Source organism: Gilliamella sp. Fer1-1 (genome assembly GCF_001690825.1).
GTDB lineage: Bacteria > Pseudomonadota > Gammaproteobacteria > Enterobacterales > Orbaceae > Gilliamella > Gilliamella apicola_C.
In genome coordinates this window covers 17,334-31,472 of record NZ_LZGX01000028.1, presented here as the reverse complement: position 1 = coordinate 31,472, position 14,139 = coordinate 17,334, and the positions used below count along the sequence as shown (strand labels likewise).

At 35.1% G+C, this 14,139-nt stretch carries 15 protein-coding genes; 7 read left to right on the top strand and 8 right to left on the bottom strand.

Annotated features, from left to right (window positions below; translation table 11 throughout):
- Positions 1–26: 26 nt before the first annotated feature.
- Complete coding sequence (rapZ, locus tag A9G28_RS03395; RefSeq protein ID WP_065566534.1) at positions 27–878, top strand: RNase adapter RapZ; 852 nt, start codon at positions 27–29, stop codon at positions 876–878.
- Here the strand turns inward: rapZ and A9G28_RS03390 are convergent, their stop codons facing one another.
- The 4 genes from A9G28_RS03390 to A9G28_RS03375 all read right to left on the bottom strand — a co-directional run bounded on the left by A9G28_RS03390 (position 879) and on the right by A9G28_RS03375 (position 4,990).
- The gene (locus A9G28_RS03390) at positions 879–1,730 is read right to left on the bottom strand and encodes a divergent polysaccharide deacetylase family protein (protein WP_176702109.1); all 852 of its coding nucleotides are present in this window, start codon (positions 1,728–1,730) and stop codon (positions 879–881) included. It lies immediately after the preceding gene.
- A complete protein-coding gene (gene envC / locus A9G28_RS03385; protein ID WP_065579764.1) occupies positions 1,730–2,938 on the bottom strand; it encodes a murein hydrolase activator EnvC in 1,209 nt (402 codons plus the stop codon). The genes A9G28_RS03390 and envC overlap by 1 nt, the downstream gene beginning before the upstream one ends.
- A 709-nt stretch (positions 2,939–3,647) precedes the next feature.
- Positions 3,648–4,712 carry a membrane-bound lytic murein transglycosylase MltC gene (mltC, locus tag A9G28_RS03380; RefSeq protein ID WP_065579763.1) on the bottom strand — a complete coding sequence of 355 codons (1,065 nt, stop codon included), beginning with the start codon at positions 4,710–4,712 and terminating at the stop codon, positions 3,648–3,650.
- 8 nt (positions 4,713–4,720) lie between these two features.
- Positions 4,721–4,990, bottom strand: a complete 270-nt coding sequence (locus A9G28_RS03375; protein WP_065566538.1) for an oxidative damage protection protein — start codon at positions 4,988–4,990, stop codon at positions 4,721–4,723.
- A gap of 210 nt (positions 4,991–5,200) precedes the next feature.
- Here A9G28_RS03375 and A9G28_RS03370 point away from each other — a divergent pair, with 210 nt between their 5' ends.
- The 3 genes from A9G28_RS03370 (at position 5,201) to A9G28_RS03360 (ending at position 8,090) form a co-directional block, all read left to right on the top strand.
- Positions 5,201–6,412, top strand: coding sequence for an aspartate aminotransferase family protein (locus A9G28_RS03370; protein WP_065579762.1), 1,212 nt, complete (start codon positions 5,201–5,203; stop codon positions 6,410–6,412).
- Between the two features lie 66 nt (positions 6,413–6,478).
- Positions 6,479–7,090 carry a ribosome biogenesis GTP-binding protein YihA/YsxC gene (yihA, locus tag A9G28_RS03365; RefSeq protein WP_065566540.1) on the top strand — a complete coding sequence of 204 codons (612 nt, stop codon included), beginning with the start codon at positions 6,479–6,481 and terminating at the stop codon, positions 7,088–7,090.
- A gap of 13 nt (positions 7,091–7,103) precedes the next feature.
- Positions 7,104–8,090 (top strand): serine/threonine protein kinase, encoded by a 987-nt coding sequence (locus tag A9G28_RS03360; RefSeq protein ID WP_065579805.1) that lies wholly within the window; start codon positions 7,104–7,106, stop codon positions 8,088–8,090.
- A 65-nt stretch (positions 8,091–8,155) separates the two neighbouring features.
- On the opposite strand, the gene A9G28_RS03355 is transcribed toward A9G28_RS03360, so the two are convergent.
- A complete protein-coding gene (locus tag A9G28_RS03355; protein WP_065566541.1) occupies positions 8,156–8,452 on the bottom strand; it encodes a GIY-YIG nuclease family protein in 297 nt (98 codons plus the stop codon).
- A 185-nt stretch (positions 8,453–8,637) separates the two neighbouring features.
- Here A9G28_RS03355 and A9G28_RS03350 point away from each other — a divergent pair, with 185 nt between their 5' ends.
- The 3 genes from A9G28_RS03350 to A9G28_RS03345 all read left to right on the top strand — a co-directional run bounded on the left by A9G28_RS03350 (position 8,638) and on the right by A9G28_RS03345 (position 10,087).
- The gene (locus A9G28_RS03350) at positions 8,638–9,342 is read left to right on the top strand and encodes a lipopolysaccharide core heptose(II) kinase RfaY (protein WP_176700844.1); all 705 of its coding nucleotides are present in this window, start codon (positions 8,638–8,640) and stop codon (positions 9,340–9,342) included.
- Between the two features lie 158 nt (positions 9,343–9,500).
- Positions 9,501–9,632 carry a hypothetical protein gene (locus A9G28_RS13835; RefSeq protein WP_255307551.1) on the top strand — a complete coding sequence of 44 codons (132 nt, stop codon included), beginning with the start codon at positions 9,501–9,503 and terminating at the stop codon, positions 9,630–9,632.
- An 83-nt stretch (positions 9,633–9,715) separates the two neighbouring features.
- On the top strand, positions 9,716–10,087 hold the full coding sequence (locus tag A9G28_RS03345; protein WP_065579760.1) for a hypothetical protein: 372 nt from the start codon (positions 9,716–9,718) through the stop codon (positions 10,085–10,087).
- A gap of 1,229 nt (positions 10,088–11,316) precedes the next feature.
- On the opposite strand, the gene yfbR is transcribed toward A9G28_RS03345, so the two are convergent.
- The 3 genes from yfbR to ftsZ form a co-directional block, all read right to left on the bottom strand.
- Entirely contained in the window at positions 11,317–11,904 is a 588-nt protein-coding gene (gene yfbR / locus A9G28_RS03340; protein ID WP_065579759.1) for a 5'-deoxynucleotidase, read from the bottom strand.
- A gap of 79 nt (positions 11,905–11,983) precedes the next feature.
- Positions 11,984–12,898, bottom strand: a complete 915-nt coding sequence (gene lpxC / locus A9G28_RS03335; protein ID WP_141674677.1) for a UDP-3-O-acyl-N-acetylglucosamine deacetylase — start codon at positions 12,896–12,898, stop codon at positions 11,984–11,986.
- 64 nt (positions 12,899–12,962) lie between these two features.
- Positions 12,963–14,105 (bottom strand): cell division protein FtsZ, encoded by a 1,143-nt coding sequence (gene ftsZ / locus A9G28_RS03330; protein WP_065566546.1) that lies wholly within the window; start codon positions 14,103–14,105, stop codon positions 12,963–12,965.
- Between the last annotated feature and the right edge of the window lie 34 nt (positions 14,106–14,139).

The following is a 14,139-nucleotide window of genomic DNA, read 5'->3' as shown; positions in this document are numbered from 1 at the left end:
GCATCAATGATATCGGAGTTAATATTGTGATTTTACTGATAGTAAGTGGTCGCTCTGGTTCTGGCAAATCCGTTGCCTTGCGAGCGCTAGAAGATATGGGATTTTATTGTGTTGATAATATCCCCGTTGTTTTATTACCTCAATTAGCCAATTCACTAAAAGACAATAATACCCCTGTTGCTGTTAGCATTGATATCCGAAATTTACCTGAACAATTTGATTTTAATAGTGATATCTTTCAACGCTTACCCGCATCAGTTACACCCGAAATTATTTTTTTTGATTGTAGCCCAAATACCTTAATTCGGCGCTATAGCGAAACTCGACGTACGCACCCATTAACTAATCAACAATATTCTCTTGAAGAAGCCATCGATTTAGAAGAAAAATATCTAGAGCCGTTAAAATCGCATGCAAGCCTAGTTATTAATACCGATAATCTTTCGGTTCATGAACTATCTGATATATTAAGATCGCGTATTTTAGGTAAAAAAGAACGGGAATTAACGATCATTTTTGAATCATTTGGCTTCAAACATGGCTTACCTGTTGATGCGGATTTTGTGTTTGATGTTAGGTTTTTACCTAACCCTCATTGGGAAGTTAGTTTGCGTCCACTAACAGGATTAGACAAACCTGTTAAAGACTATTTATTAAGGTATGAAGAAGTCTCAAATTTCATCTCTCAAACTGCTAATTACTTAAATCAATGGCTACCGCTGTTAGAAAAAAATAACCGCAGTTATCTAACCATTGCTATTGGCTGTACAGGAGGGCAACACCGTTCGGTCTTTATTGTTGAACAATTAGCTGAATTTTTTAAGGCACAAAATAAACAAGTACAAATTCGCCATCGAACGTTAGAAAAGAAACCGTGATTATTCATTCTCGGTAGCAAGGGTTGATAATTCTTCAAATCGTTCTTTGCATTTATCAATAATATTTTGGCATTTATCCGCAATATTTTTCAGTATTCTTTGGTATTTAGCTGGATAATTCGTTGCATTAGGCGATGATGTAACTAATTTACCAACTTTAACTAATTCAATATCAGCAGGTAACTTAGCAAGTTTTGCTTTTAATACATTAATCGTTTGTGGATGTGGGTGCCCAATAACAATAGCAACGCCTTTTTTACGCGCTAATTTGACGGCTAAATCAAATTGCCGGCTAATTGCTCGCTCAGTTTGCTCATCATCTAAAAATACATCACGCGCTAGCACTGGAACATCATAATAACTAGCAGCTTTTTTTATTTGTGTTCGGCCAATTGTTTTGCTATCTAAAAAAAACATTGGATGCGCGCTTAATGCCTTCATCACATTAGTCATTCCGTTAAGATCTGCTGTCATCAAACTGCCCATATGGTTATTAAAACCAATAGCATGTGGCACAAGCTCAATTGCATTATTTACAATCCGACTTATTTGCGTTTCGTCCATTGATGGAAATAAAGTGTCTTTTTCTAGCCGCTGTTTGCTAAGTGGTGCCATAGGTAAATGAATTATTACATCATTACCATGTTGGTGAGCAATATTAGCTATACGCGCAGCATTTGGTGAGTTAGGTAACACAGCTACAGTGATATTAGGCGAAAGCCTAATAACCTGCTCTTCATTATGCTGACGATAACCAAAATCATCAATAACAAGCGCAAGCTTAGCCGCCCAAACAGAGTGTGTATTTAGCGTAAAGACAATCATAATAAAAATAGTTATAAAACAACGCACTATTTTAACCATCCACTTGGATCAAGCGCCTTACCATCACGGCGAATTTCAAAATATAACGCTGGGGTGCGTTGACCGCCACTGGATCCTACTAGCGCTATAGCTTGCCCATGGAGGATCCTATCGCCTACCTCAACTAACATGCGTTGATTATAACCATATAAACTCATATCACCTTTACCATGCTCAAGTGCCACAACAAAACCATAACCTTGTAGCCAACTGGCTAAAATAACGCGACCATCAGCAATGGCTTTAACTTGAGTACCATCTTTAGCATTAATTACCATTCCTTTCCAATACAATTCCCCTTGTAGCCGCTCACCAAACTTGTGTGCAACACTACCACTAACTGGCCAATTAAATTGGTGTTGAGGTTTTCCTATACCACTAACACGCGCCATTAAAGCTTGCTCGTCAGGATTAGGGATGTAACTTTTATTTTTTTGTTTTTCTTCAATATTTTTTGCTTGTTTTATTTCTTCTTCTGCTATGCGCTTGCTTTCTTGCTTTGCCTGGGCAATTTTAGCTTGTAACTTAGCTTCATTATTACGCAAGTCCATTAATTTTTGTTGATTAACTTGCATCGCTGAATCAAGATCGGTTATCGTACTTTGTCGATTTTCTCGATTTTTTTCAAGTTTTGCTTGTTGTTCTTTCTGCTTACTTTGTAATGTTTTATGCGAAGATTGCTTTTTTTCTAACTGTGCACGCTTTTCAGTCAATTGAGCTTGCGTATTTTCAAGAGCTTGGATTTGCTGTTGCCTTGCATCATTAATATAAGCATAGTAAGTCATTATACGATTATTACGCTCACTTTTCTCGCTGGAAAAAATCAGCTCTAACCCTGTCATATTACCTAGTTTAAAAGCACTCTCAAGTTGTTTGGCTAATACGCTCCGTTGCTGTTTTTGTTTTATCGTTAATTGCTCAATTTGCTTAACTAAACTATTAATCTCTTGATTGAGCTTTCTCAATGATAAATCATTTTTTTCCACAGAAGTTAGCAGTTTAGCTATTTCGGTTTCTTGCTCTTTAAGTGCATTGACAAGCTTTGACCGTTCTTTTTTTTGCTGGGCTAAACGCTTTTCTTGCTCCTCAATAGAGTGGCGTAAAGATTGCAGTTGCTTATTATCGTCCGCATACAAATAATGAATTTGTAACATTCCAACAATAACAATAATAACAAATTTTTGATAAATAGACATGAAATTGTCTTTATGATTTATAACCAAGCAATAAAAATGGTGTCACTATACCGATAAATAGACAAAGATGCAAAACGAAAACAACCTATCAAATTATTATCTTTTTTATATGAAGTGTTTATCGGTGATTAACCGTATCGTAATCTTAGTTATTTTAAAAATAAACATAACCGCTTAAAAATGGTTCAGAAAAGTGATTGATTTTATTGAAGTTTTTTGTTTTTTTATGGTAATTAACTGATTTTACGTTATTTTTTAACTATTTTTTTTGCTGTTTTGGCATGTTTTTTTGCAATAGCTTTGCTTTGGAGCGGCTGCCGTTTGCAAATAAAATTAACGGTTGATGATAACATTTGAGCAGGAGAGGGCGAAATTTAGCACGGTTGCGTATGGTTGTAGAATATAGCTTATGGCTATCCGGCTCTGTTGCTGAGTTTTAAGACAACGGCACTGAATCGTTTCTGAAAAAACTGCATCTTGTTCAGTCGATAGCACATTCTAACGCCGAATAAGGCGCAGCGTTAGCCTTTTGGGTAAAAATGTTGATTTTTATAAAAATAAAAACTTTAATAAAATCAATGCATTTTCTGAAGTGTTTTTAAGATCTAAAATACCTTGTTTTGGGGGCGTTGGTATTTTTAGCATTAAGCCCCCCTCTTTATTGTTTACGTATAAATTGCTTACGTGTAAAGAGGGAATACTATTGTGTTTATTTGTTTTCTAAAATCCTACTGACCTTGATCAGATAGTTGCGTGATTCTTGTGAAACATGAGAAGTGACTAATTTTTGATAAACTTGTTGTGGTGTCATTGAGTTTATAATACGGATAGCTTTGTTGCGATCTTTATCAAAAGTAGACAATACACTACCAGCCCCACCGTTATAGGATGTAATCATGGCATATCGCAATGATGTTGGGTTATTAATTCCTGCTAGATATTTGGTTTTTAGCAAGGACAAATAGGCCGTTCCCATGTCAACGTTATTACGAGGATCGAGTAAGAATTTTCGGCTTGGCTCTCCTGATTTGCCACGTAATTTAAAAATATCACGACCAGCGGTGTGTTGTTGTACTTGCATGAGTCCCAGTGCATCAGTGCGGCTAACCGCATATGGGTTAAATGCTGATTCAACTTCCATAATAGCTAAAATCAAACGTTCATCAATCAAATGGCGATTAGACGCTTCAGAGACAAGTGGTAAAAATTTTCGTGCTCGTTGATTGATATGGTTAGGAACCAGTTTAATTTCAACATAAGTAATTTGATGTGAGCCTGATTTGCGCTGTTTCAAATTATTCGCTAATACATAATCAGCAAAGCTGTTGGCTCTACCACTCCAACGGATAGGTTGGTGCTCTTGATCTAATACCTGATTGTATAAAAATGGATCTTGGGATAAATCTCGGCTAATTTTATCACGACGAATAATATCGACGGGCTCTGACATCAGTAATGTTGAAACTATCGCTTCTTTCAAATTATTTATTGGTGAATCAGACAGCGTTTCGATTGTGATCACCCCCGAAACAAAGTTAATATGAACACGTGTTTGCAGATTATCTTCATATTGAACATAGTCTTTAGGACCCGCAATAAGGACTTCTTTCGGCCCCCAGATTTGTTCAATGTTATTGGCATACTGGCTAATTAGAATATTGAAAGCATTAGTATCTTTAGCGTAATAATCGTTATTATTCGATTTTTGGCTCGGGCAACCAGTTAAAAGGCTTGTGGCAATAAATAACGCAATGATTTTTTTGTTTTTTTTCATTTTGTATCTCAATTTTGGGGTTTATATCCATCAATCAGAATCTCTCCGCCTTCAAATAGAAACTTAACCATTTCTGCTTCAATTTTTTTGCGGTGCTCAGAATTCATCATATTGAGTTTATGTTCGTTAATTAGCATAGTTTGTTTTTTAAGCCACTCTTGCCATGCTTGTTTGGATATTTCATTAAAAATACGTTTGCCAAGCTCTCCTGGGTATAGTTGGAAATCTAAACCTTCTGCTTCTTTTTTTAAATAATGGCAATAAATAACACGACTCATTTTTATCTCTTTTAAGTACAATTAGCAAACGATGGCTGATTATACCTGAAAATAATTGTAGATAAGAAGAAAATAATTGTAGAAGTTTTAAATTAAAATCGCCATTAAATGAATATTAATATAAAATAAATGAATAATTATTTACTTTACACCGCGATTAATTCACTTAAAATGACATAAACTACTTTAATAATAAATGAGGATTCAATCATGCAGCCAAAAATGACCCGTGAATTATTCGATAAAGTTATTTTACCTGTTTATGCACCAGTAAATTTTATCCCTGTAAAAGGTTTCGGTAGTCGCGTTTGGGATCAGCATGGTGAAGAATATATAGATTTTGCGGGGGGGATAGCTGTAAATGCGCTGGGGCATTGTCATCCTAGACTCGTCAAAGCGCTACAAGTGCAAAGTGAAAAGCTATGGCATGTGAGTAATGTTTTTACTAATGAACCCTCGTTAAAGTTGGCGCAAAAACTGATTGATAACACATTTGCTGATCGTGTTTTTTTTGCAAATTCAGGCGCAGAAGCTAATGAAGCGGCGTTTAAATTAGCGCGTTATTACGCAATACAAAAATACAATCCTTATAAAACTAAGATTATTGCCTTTTATCAATCATTTCATGGACGTACATTTTTTACTGTGTCGGTTGGCGGGCAAGCTAAATATTCTGATGGCTTTGGTCCAAAACCTGCTGATATTATTCATGTGCCTTTTAATGATTTGGATGCTGTTAAGGCTGTAATGGATGACCATACTTGTGCTGTTGTTTTAGAGCCCGTACAAGGTGAAGGCGGTTTAGCCTCAGCAACACCTGAATTTTTACAAGGGGTACGCAAGCTGTGTGATGAATATCAAGCGCTACTGGTATTTGATGAGGTCCAATGTGGCATGGGGAGAACAGGGCGTTTATATACTTACCAGCAATATGATGTAAAACCTGATATTTTAACCTCTGCTAAGGCATTAGGTGGTGGGTTTCCAATTAGTGCTATGTTAACAACGAATGAAATTGCTTCTGTTATGCATCCTGGCGTACATGGCACAACTTATGGCGGTAACCCTTTGGCCTGCGCTGTGGCCTGTGAAGCATTTGATATTATCAATTCTCCTGAAGTACTTGAAGGCGTGCAAATTCGACGAGCTTTATTTATTAAAGAACTTGAGCTAATCAATGATAAATTCAAATTGTTCCGAGAATATCGAGGTAAAGGCTTATTATTAGGTGTTGAGTTACAACCTGAATTTCATAATAAAGCCCGTGATTTGTTAAATGTTGCGGCCGAGTTTAAAGTGATGATTTTAAATGCAGGCTCAAATGTGTTACGTTTTACCCCATCGCTGATTATATCCGAAGATGAGATAAAAGAAGGGATGGCACGTTTGACAAAAGCAGTCGAAAAAGTTGTCAATGCTTGAGTTTTTCTATACAGTAACGGCATTTTAATCAATTAAGTGCCGTTGTGCGCTTAAAGGTATTTTTTTATGACAACAATTCGACCATTAAATTACGCAAAAACTCATTTTATTTTAAGCGCGCCTGATATTTCTCATTTACCAAGTGATAGTGGTGTTGAGGTGGCATTTGCTGGCAGATCTAATGCGGGTAAATCCAGTGCACTTAACACATTAACCAATCAAAAAACGCTAGCCAGAACAAGTAAAACACCGGGAAGAACGCAGTTAATTAATCTTTTTGAGGTTGAAGAAAATTGCCGTTTAGTTGATTTGCCAGGTTATGGTTATGCACAAGTTCCCGAAGCAATAAAACGTAAATGGCAAAAATCTTTAGGGGAATATCTACAAAAACGTGAAAGTCTGAAAGGGTTAGTTGTCCTAATGGATATAAGGCATCCGTTAAAAGATTTAGACCAACAGATGATTCAATGGGCGGTTTCAGTTAATATTCCTGTCATGTTATTACTTACTAAGGCCGATAAACTTGCTTCTGGAGCACAAAAAAAACAAGTTAACATGGTTAAAGAAGCCATTTTGCCTTTTCAAGGGGATATTATCGTTGCGCCATTTTCCTCGCCTAAGCGCATGGGATTAGAGCCTTTAAAACAAAAATTAGATGAATGGTTTAGCCAACAGTAAAGGTAACAGTTTAATGGATAATACCCCTTTTTCATATAACTCGTTATCGCCTGATTTGATTGTTGATAGTTTGGGGTCCATCGGGATTCGTCTTGATTCAGGACTTACCGCCTTAAATAGTTATGAAAACCGAGTCTACCAATTTCATGATGAAGATCACACCCGTTATGTTGTTAAATTTTATCGTCCTCATCGCTGGAGTAGAGCTCAGATTCTTGAAGAACATCAGTTTACCCAGCAGTTATTCGATGCGGAAATTCCTGTTATTACGCCATTAACATTTAATAATACGACGCTACATGAATACCACGGTTACCTGTTTTCCCTATTTCCAAGCATGGGCGGACGGCAATATGAAATGGATAATATTGAGCAGATGGAGTCTGTTGCTATGTTGCTCGGGCGTATTCATCAAATAGGTGCAAAACAATCTTTTTCATATCGCCCAACTATCGGGTTAGAGGAATATCTTTATCATCCACAAGAGGTTTTGCTATCTTGTCGCTTTATTCCCAATAAAGTTCAATCCGATCTTAAAATAATTTTAGCGCAATTAATTAAAGCTGTTGAACAATATTGGCACAATGATTGGCAACCTATTCGTTTACATGCTGATTGCCATGCTGGCAATATTTTATGGCGTGATAATGCGATGTTTGTTGATTTTGATGACTCACGCAATGGACCTGCAATCCAAGATCTATGGATGTTACTACATGGCGATCATAAACAGCAACGTCTGCAATTAGATATGCTAATTGAGATGTATCAAGAGTTTTATCATTTTGATAACCATCAATTAAAACTTATTGAGCCTTTGAGAGCAATGAGAATGATTCACCATTTAGCGTGGGTTATAGCGCGTTGGCAAGATCCTGCTTTTCCAATCGCCTTTCCATGGTTCACTGATGATGATTTTTGGCACCAGCAATTAACTGAATTTAAACAGCAAATTACTGCTATCAAATCACCACCACTACAATTAGCGCCAATGATATAAGGCTAAAAATTAAATAAAAAGCTTGGTTGATATTATGAAAACTTAATTTATTACACTCTATTACGTTATAGTGAAAGGGATTGTAATAACTGCTCAAAATTAGGTTGCTTTAAAATCAACCACTCTTTTTTATGCTTAGAAAGCTGTTTTATTCGATACTCAATTTTTAGCGCTGTGGATTTATCACCCACGCTAATTTGATAAACAATGCTAAGATCTTGATGCGCTTTTAAATATTTAGAACCTTTGCCATTTTTATGTTGCTCAAAACGCCTTGTAATATCTGTCGTAATGCCAGTATAAAGTGATTGTTTTGCTGTTCTAATAATGTATAAAAACCATTGGGAAGCGTTATTAGCCATAGATGTCAGCAATATAAATAAACAATTTCACCATAATATCATTTTTTATTAAGTAACAAATATGTATTATTCTAAATCGTTGTTATTAATCTATGTCGCTGAGTCCCTATTACTGTTCCATTTACTTTAACGCGGATAATGTTTAAGATAAGCTAAATTTTTTGATGTATTTTGGGATAATAAATTTGAATAACTTTGCAAAAATTATTGAGGTTCAACGCGGCAATTTAAAATTCGCTTACGTGCAAAATGACGAAATCAATTATTTAGAGCTTTTTGACCAATTTTTGGCAGAAGAAGGGCATCATGAGTTACTGGATCCAAGCGATAAAATTGAACGATATACTTATCTAATCAATCATAAGCAAGACAAATTTATTTTTAAAATTGATGGTGGCGTTGAGCATCGTTTAGAGCGTCGTTTGATAGCCAAAATTACTGGTGATTTTTATTTTAATTTAATTCGTAAGCTGGCAAGAATATCGCTTGATAAGTGTGATATTGCTTATGAACTTTATTTGGTTGCTTTTGACCAAAAAACCAATCGCCATTATATGATTTTTAACTTCATTGAAGGTCGCTCTTTAAAATGGGATGAAATGAAAGAGTATGGCGATCAGGTAAAAGAGTGCATAGAAAAGCTGCACAGTTATAATCTCGTTTCTAATGATGTGCATGGTGGAAATTTTATTTTAACGCCTGAAGGAAAAATCAAAGCCATTGATTTAACTAATTCGGGGTTTATTTGGTTAACTAAGGCCAATGATGCAATTGAATTAAAAGAACGGTTTAATATCATAATTAAGGTGCCTTTTTGGGCTATGACGATTAAAAAGTTTACTCATGGTTTTAAACGATTATCCCGTAAAATCCGTGGTAAAGGAGATTAATTATCTTATTATTGTGAGCAATTTTGTCACTTATAAAGATACTTAATCAATAACCTTTTCTTCAGCCTTAATTAAATTTGTATTCACTATTGATAAATACTAGTAAATTAGGATGTAAAAAGCTAGAATTGATGAGCTTATTCAAAAAAGGATGGGATATGAAAAAGTTAATTGGTTATTTGGCTGTTTTAACTATTCTAACAAGTTGCACATCGCAAAAAATGTTGTCAATTTATCAGACTAGAGCGGTGTTGAAATTGCTCAAAATTCGTCAGGCGCTGATATATTAAATAAGTACAATACATCACGACCAATTACCGCCCTCCACTCCTCTTTATCTTTATGTATTGCGCAAGAACTTGATAATGGTCCAGTGGTATTAGCAAGTGAAAACTATTCTGGATCACTTTGGTGGCCTTATTACAATGTGCCGAGCCAGCAAGCAATCACAGTTAGCGGAGGTGACACAATTAAATTAGTTGAAGGTAATCATGTTGTGGCTAATGCTGTAACTGACTATCTTTACCATACTAAATATTTTATCAGTTATATCCTAACGGCAACTTGTCATCAAAATAACATCCATTATCTATTTAGCAATATTAAACAAGCTCACCAATATACAGGTTCAGTTGTAAATGATGGATTTGAAAATGTGAAAACGCTTGAAAGTGCTCACCCGAATCTGGTTATTGATGCACTTAATAAAGAGGCTGATAAAATTCAAGAATGTTTATTGCGCTAATAATACGTTATTTTTAATTGCTATTTTTAAAAAGTTTTAGGTCAATATGCGTTTAAGTCTATTTTAGCGTTCTACTGTTTAAAACTATTAACTTCAATCTTAATCCTACTTAATTACTCAACAACTCCAAAGCAGAAAAAGCTATGTATACTTATATTATTAGTGCTAGATGCGCGATTATCCAAATAAAATGAATAGTCTATTAGTATTTATCAGAATTTTTAAAGGATCTTTGGATGCAAAAGCTAAAAATATCACTTTAAAAATATAAGCAAGTATTGTGACTGCTCATAAAGTATCGGTAGAATATATATTATTCAATGCTTTTGAGCCAAATATTGCTAAATTAGTAACTGAAAGCATAAATAACGCAGTAAAATAAGCAAATTATTTAGTCTGTTAAATTGCATTAGTAATAATCTGTCAATAAACTAATGTTATTAGCAGATTTTGTAATGAATATCAATTCAAACCATTGTGGTGGAAAGAGATATTGAATTTTAATGAAATACCTTTTAATCAAGTAACACTTAAATTTAAGCTTATTAGCTTCTTTTGTTAGTTTTCACTTTATTTCTAGCTGATAAAATATTTATATGCGTTGTATTGTTAATATTTACAATGTTTACGCTCTCGAGTTGAAAGCGCTACTAAATTTATCTCTTCACCAAATAAAATCGAAATCATTAATAACGGTGATAATCTTTTAGAAGAAAGCTCACAACGTATATTTCAAAAAAGTTATTTAGCGAAAGGAGATAATTGTAAGATTGGTTTTATAGTGTTAGCAAACATTGATGCGTTTAATGAGCATATTCAATTGTGCGATTCAACTAATTAAGAAAACCTATTGCAGCGTATCATTGCTCATGATAATTGTGTGGGTTTAATTTTACTTGATGTTTTTATTCTAAAACTTACAGGGTTAGAGTTATTAAAATATATTTGTATCAGTTATCTAAAAACAGATATCATTGTGGTAACTGTCGCCTGTAAAAATATTTACTTTTGGATGTCTACAGGTTGCTTTGAGTCGATATCAAAAACGTGTATATTTGTTATCTTCATCCAAAATATTTAATCACAATCAAATAGCAAGTGGGCTTATTATAACTTATAACTATTGTGAGAATCTATTTTTGGCCACTATAAATGGAATGCTAAATATAAAAAACCATTTTAATTATAGAGCATGATCGAAATAAAAATACGCGGGTAAATAAGTTATTTTACATCGTTATTTCGTCTAATGATAAGCTAAAGCTTGGCACAAAAACATCTAAAAAGTAGTCCATTTCAGGGCTATTACGTTCAGATAAAGTCTCTTTTAAACGTTGCTCTGCTAATTTAAATTCATTATTACCCGCACTTAATTCCTCAATTGTTTTCAGATAAGCACATAATGCGTCAGCTTGTTTTACAATGTTTTTTTCTGCTTCGCTATAAAAATCATCATCAATTAATGTCTTAAAATCATCTTGTAACTCTTCAGGAAGCATATTAAGAAGTTTGTGTTGTGCTATTTTCTCAATTTTTTTATATTCAACAGTAATTTGCGGATTATAATATTTTGTGGGCGTCGGTAAATCGCCAGTTATTACTTCTGAAACATCATGATACATTGCTAATAATGCGATGCGTTCAGGGTTTACATCGCCATTAAATTTCTTATTTTTAATTACAGCTAAAGCATGTGCAACAAAAGCAACTTGTAAGCTATGCTCTGATACATTTTCTGTTCTTACATTACGCATTAAAGGCCAACGGTTAATTAGTTTTAGGCGTGATAAATGGGCAAAAAAATGGCTATTTTTCATATTAGTATCTCTTTAAATATAAAATAAAAACGCTCCTATTTTTAATAGGAGCGTTTATAAAATATAACTATTTATGATTTTACGCTAAAACAAGCTGTTGAGTGCCTAACACGAGTGGCACCGTTTGCTCTTCTGTAAATGTTACATATTCCCAAGCATCTTGTTTCGCCAATAATGCTTGTAATAATTGATTATTCAATGCATGACCTGATTTATAACAAACTACTTCACCAATCATATTATGGCCACTCATGTATAAATCGCCAATAGTATCAAGCATTTTGTGACGAACAAATTCATCATCAAAACGTAAACCATCGTCATTGAGTACTTTATAATCATCTACCACAATTGCACAATCTAAGCTACCACCTAAGCATAAACCTTTAGATTGTAATGCTTCAATATCACGCATAAACCCAAAAGTTCTAGCTCGGCTGATTTGGCGAATAAAAGACTCAGATGAAAAATCCAACTGATAACGTTGTGAACTGTTATCAATAGCAGGATGATGAAAATCAATGGTAAAATCTAATCTAAATCCATTATAAGGTCTTATTTCGGCCCATTTGTCACCATTTTCAACTCGAATAGTTTCCTTTACACACAAAAACTTTTTCAAGGCATTTTGTTCAGCAATACCTGCATCAAGCAATAAATAAACAAAAGGGCTTGCGCTACCGTCCATAATTGGAATTTCGGGAGCATTAACTTCAATAATGAGATTATCAATACCTAGCCCAGCTAAAGCAGCATTGATATGCTCAACTGTTGAAATGCGAACATTATCTTCGTTTACTAAACAGGTACAAAGCATGGTATCTCGCACTGATTTTGCATCCACTGGAAAATCAACATATGGATCCAAATCAGTACGACGATAAATAATACCTGTATTTTCTGGCGCAGGGCGTAATGTCAAAGTAACTTTCTTGCCAGTATGTAAACCAACACCAGTTGCTTGAATGGTTTTCTTTAATGTTCTTTGTTTCACTTTACACCTACTTTTTTGTTTGTTCCTATCGATTTTGACAATAAAAAATCAAATAAGTTCAATTCTAATTCGCTTGCTTACGGATGAAAGCTGGAATATCTAAAATTTTATGATCCTCAAGCGGAGAAGCTGTTGGTTCATTAGCAACCTTAGCTAATTTCTCTTCTTGTTGTCCTAATGTATTGCTGTGGCCAAACAAATCATTGTGTGACACGGGTGGTTTAACTATTTTAGCTTCTGGTCGTTTATCCATACCAATACCCGTTGCAACTACTGTTACTCGAATCTCATCAGACATATCCGGATCAAACGTTGTACCAACAACGACTGTTGCATTGTCAGAAGCGAACGCTTTAACTGTGCTACCTACTGTTTCAAACTCTTCTAAACCAATATCTAACCCCGCAGTTACATTTACTAATACACCACGAGCGCCAGATAAATCAATATCTTCAAGTAATGGACTAGAAATTGCCATTTCTGCTGCCTCTTCGGCTCGGTTATCGCCACTAGCTCTACCAGAGCCCATCATAGCATATCCCATTTCAGACATCACTGTTCTTACATCAGCAAAGTCAACATTGATAAGACCTGGTTTAGTGATAAGTTCAGCAATACCTTGTACTGCACCTTTTAAAACGCCATTAGCTGCCGCAAAAGCATCAAGCAATTTAACTCCACGACCTAATACTTTTAATAATTTGTCATTTGGAATAGTGATCAGTGAATCGACATGTTTTGCTAATTCAGAAATACCCTGTTCAGCAAAAGCCATACGTTTTTTACCTTCAAAGCTAAAAGGTTTAGTAACAACAGCAACCGTTAAAATACCTAATTCTTTTGCTATCTCGGCAACGACTGGAGCTGCACCCGTTCCTGTGCCCCCGCCCATTCCAGCAGCGATAAAAACCATGTCAGCACCTTCAATTGCACTGCGGATGACCTCGCGATCTTCCTCTGCAGAATTTCTACCAACTTCTGGATTAGCGCCAGCACCAAGCCCTTTAGTAACATTAGTCCCAATCTGGATAGTTTGACCCACCTTAATTCTTTTTAATGCTTGCGCATCTGTATTTGCCGCAAAAAACTCAACACCTTCAATATGCTCTGCAATCATATGCTCGACAGCATTACCACCGCCACCACCGACACCAATAACTTTAATGACTGCTGCTGGCTCAGCATCTGCAACCATAGGCTCAAACATAACTTATCTCCAAATTTACGATCTGCGGACATTG

Bases quoted from the DNA above. Each gene is read 5' to 3' on its own strand.
- envC (WP_065579764.1), bottom strand. From the start codon at position 2,938: ATGTCTATTTATCAAAAATTTGTTATTATTGTTATTGTTGGAATGTTA.
- mltC (WP_065579763.1), bottom strand. From the start codon at position 4,712: ATGAAAAAAAACAAAAAAATCATTGCGTTATTTATTGCCACAAGCCTT.
- A9G28_RS03375 (WP_065566538.1), bottom strand. From the start codon at position 4,990: ATGAGTCGTGTTATTTATTGCCATTATTTAAAAAAAGAAGCAGAAGGT.
- A9G28_RS03370 (WP_065579762.1), top strand. From the start codon at position 5,201: ATGCAGCCAAAAATGACCCGTGAATTATTCGATAAAGTTATTTTACCT.
- yihA (WP_065566540.1), top strand. From the start codon at position 6,479: ATGACAACAATTCGACCATTAAATTACGCAAAAACTCATTTTATTTTA.
- A9G28_RS03360 (WP_065579805.1), top strand. From the start codon at position 7,104: ATGGATAATACCCCTTTTTCATATAACTCGTTATCGCCTGATTTGATT.
- A9G28_RS03355 (WP_065566541.1), bottom strand. From the start codon at position 8,452: ATGGCTAATAACGCTTCCCAATGGTTTTTATACATTATTAGAACAGCA.
- A9G28_RS13835 (WP_255307551.1), top strand. From the start codon at position 9,501: ATGAAAAAGTTAATTGGTTATTTGGCTGTTTTAACTATTCTAACAAGT.
- yfbR (WP_065579759.1), bottom strand. From the start codon at position 11,904: ATGAAAAATAGCCATTTTTTTGCCCATTTATCACGCCTAAAACTAATT.
- ftsZ (WP_065566546.1), bottom strand. From the start codon at position 14,105: ATGTTTGAGCCTATGGTTGCAGATGCTGAGCCAGCAGCAGTCATTAAA.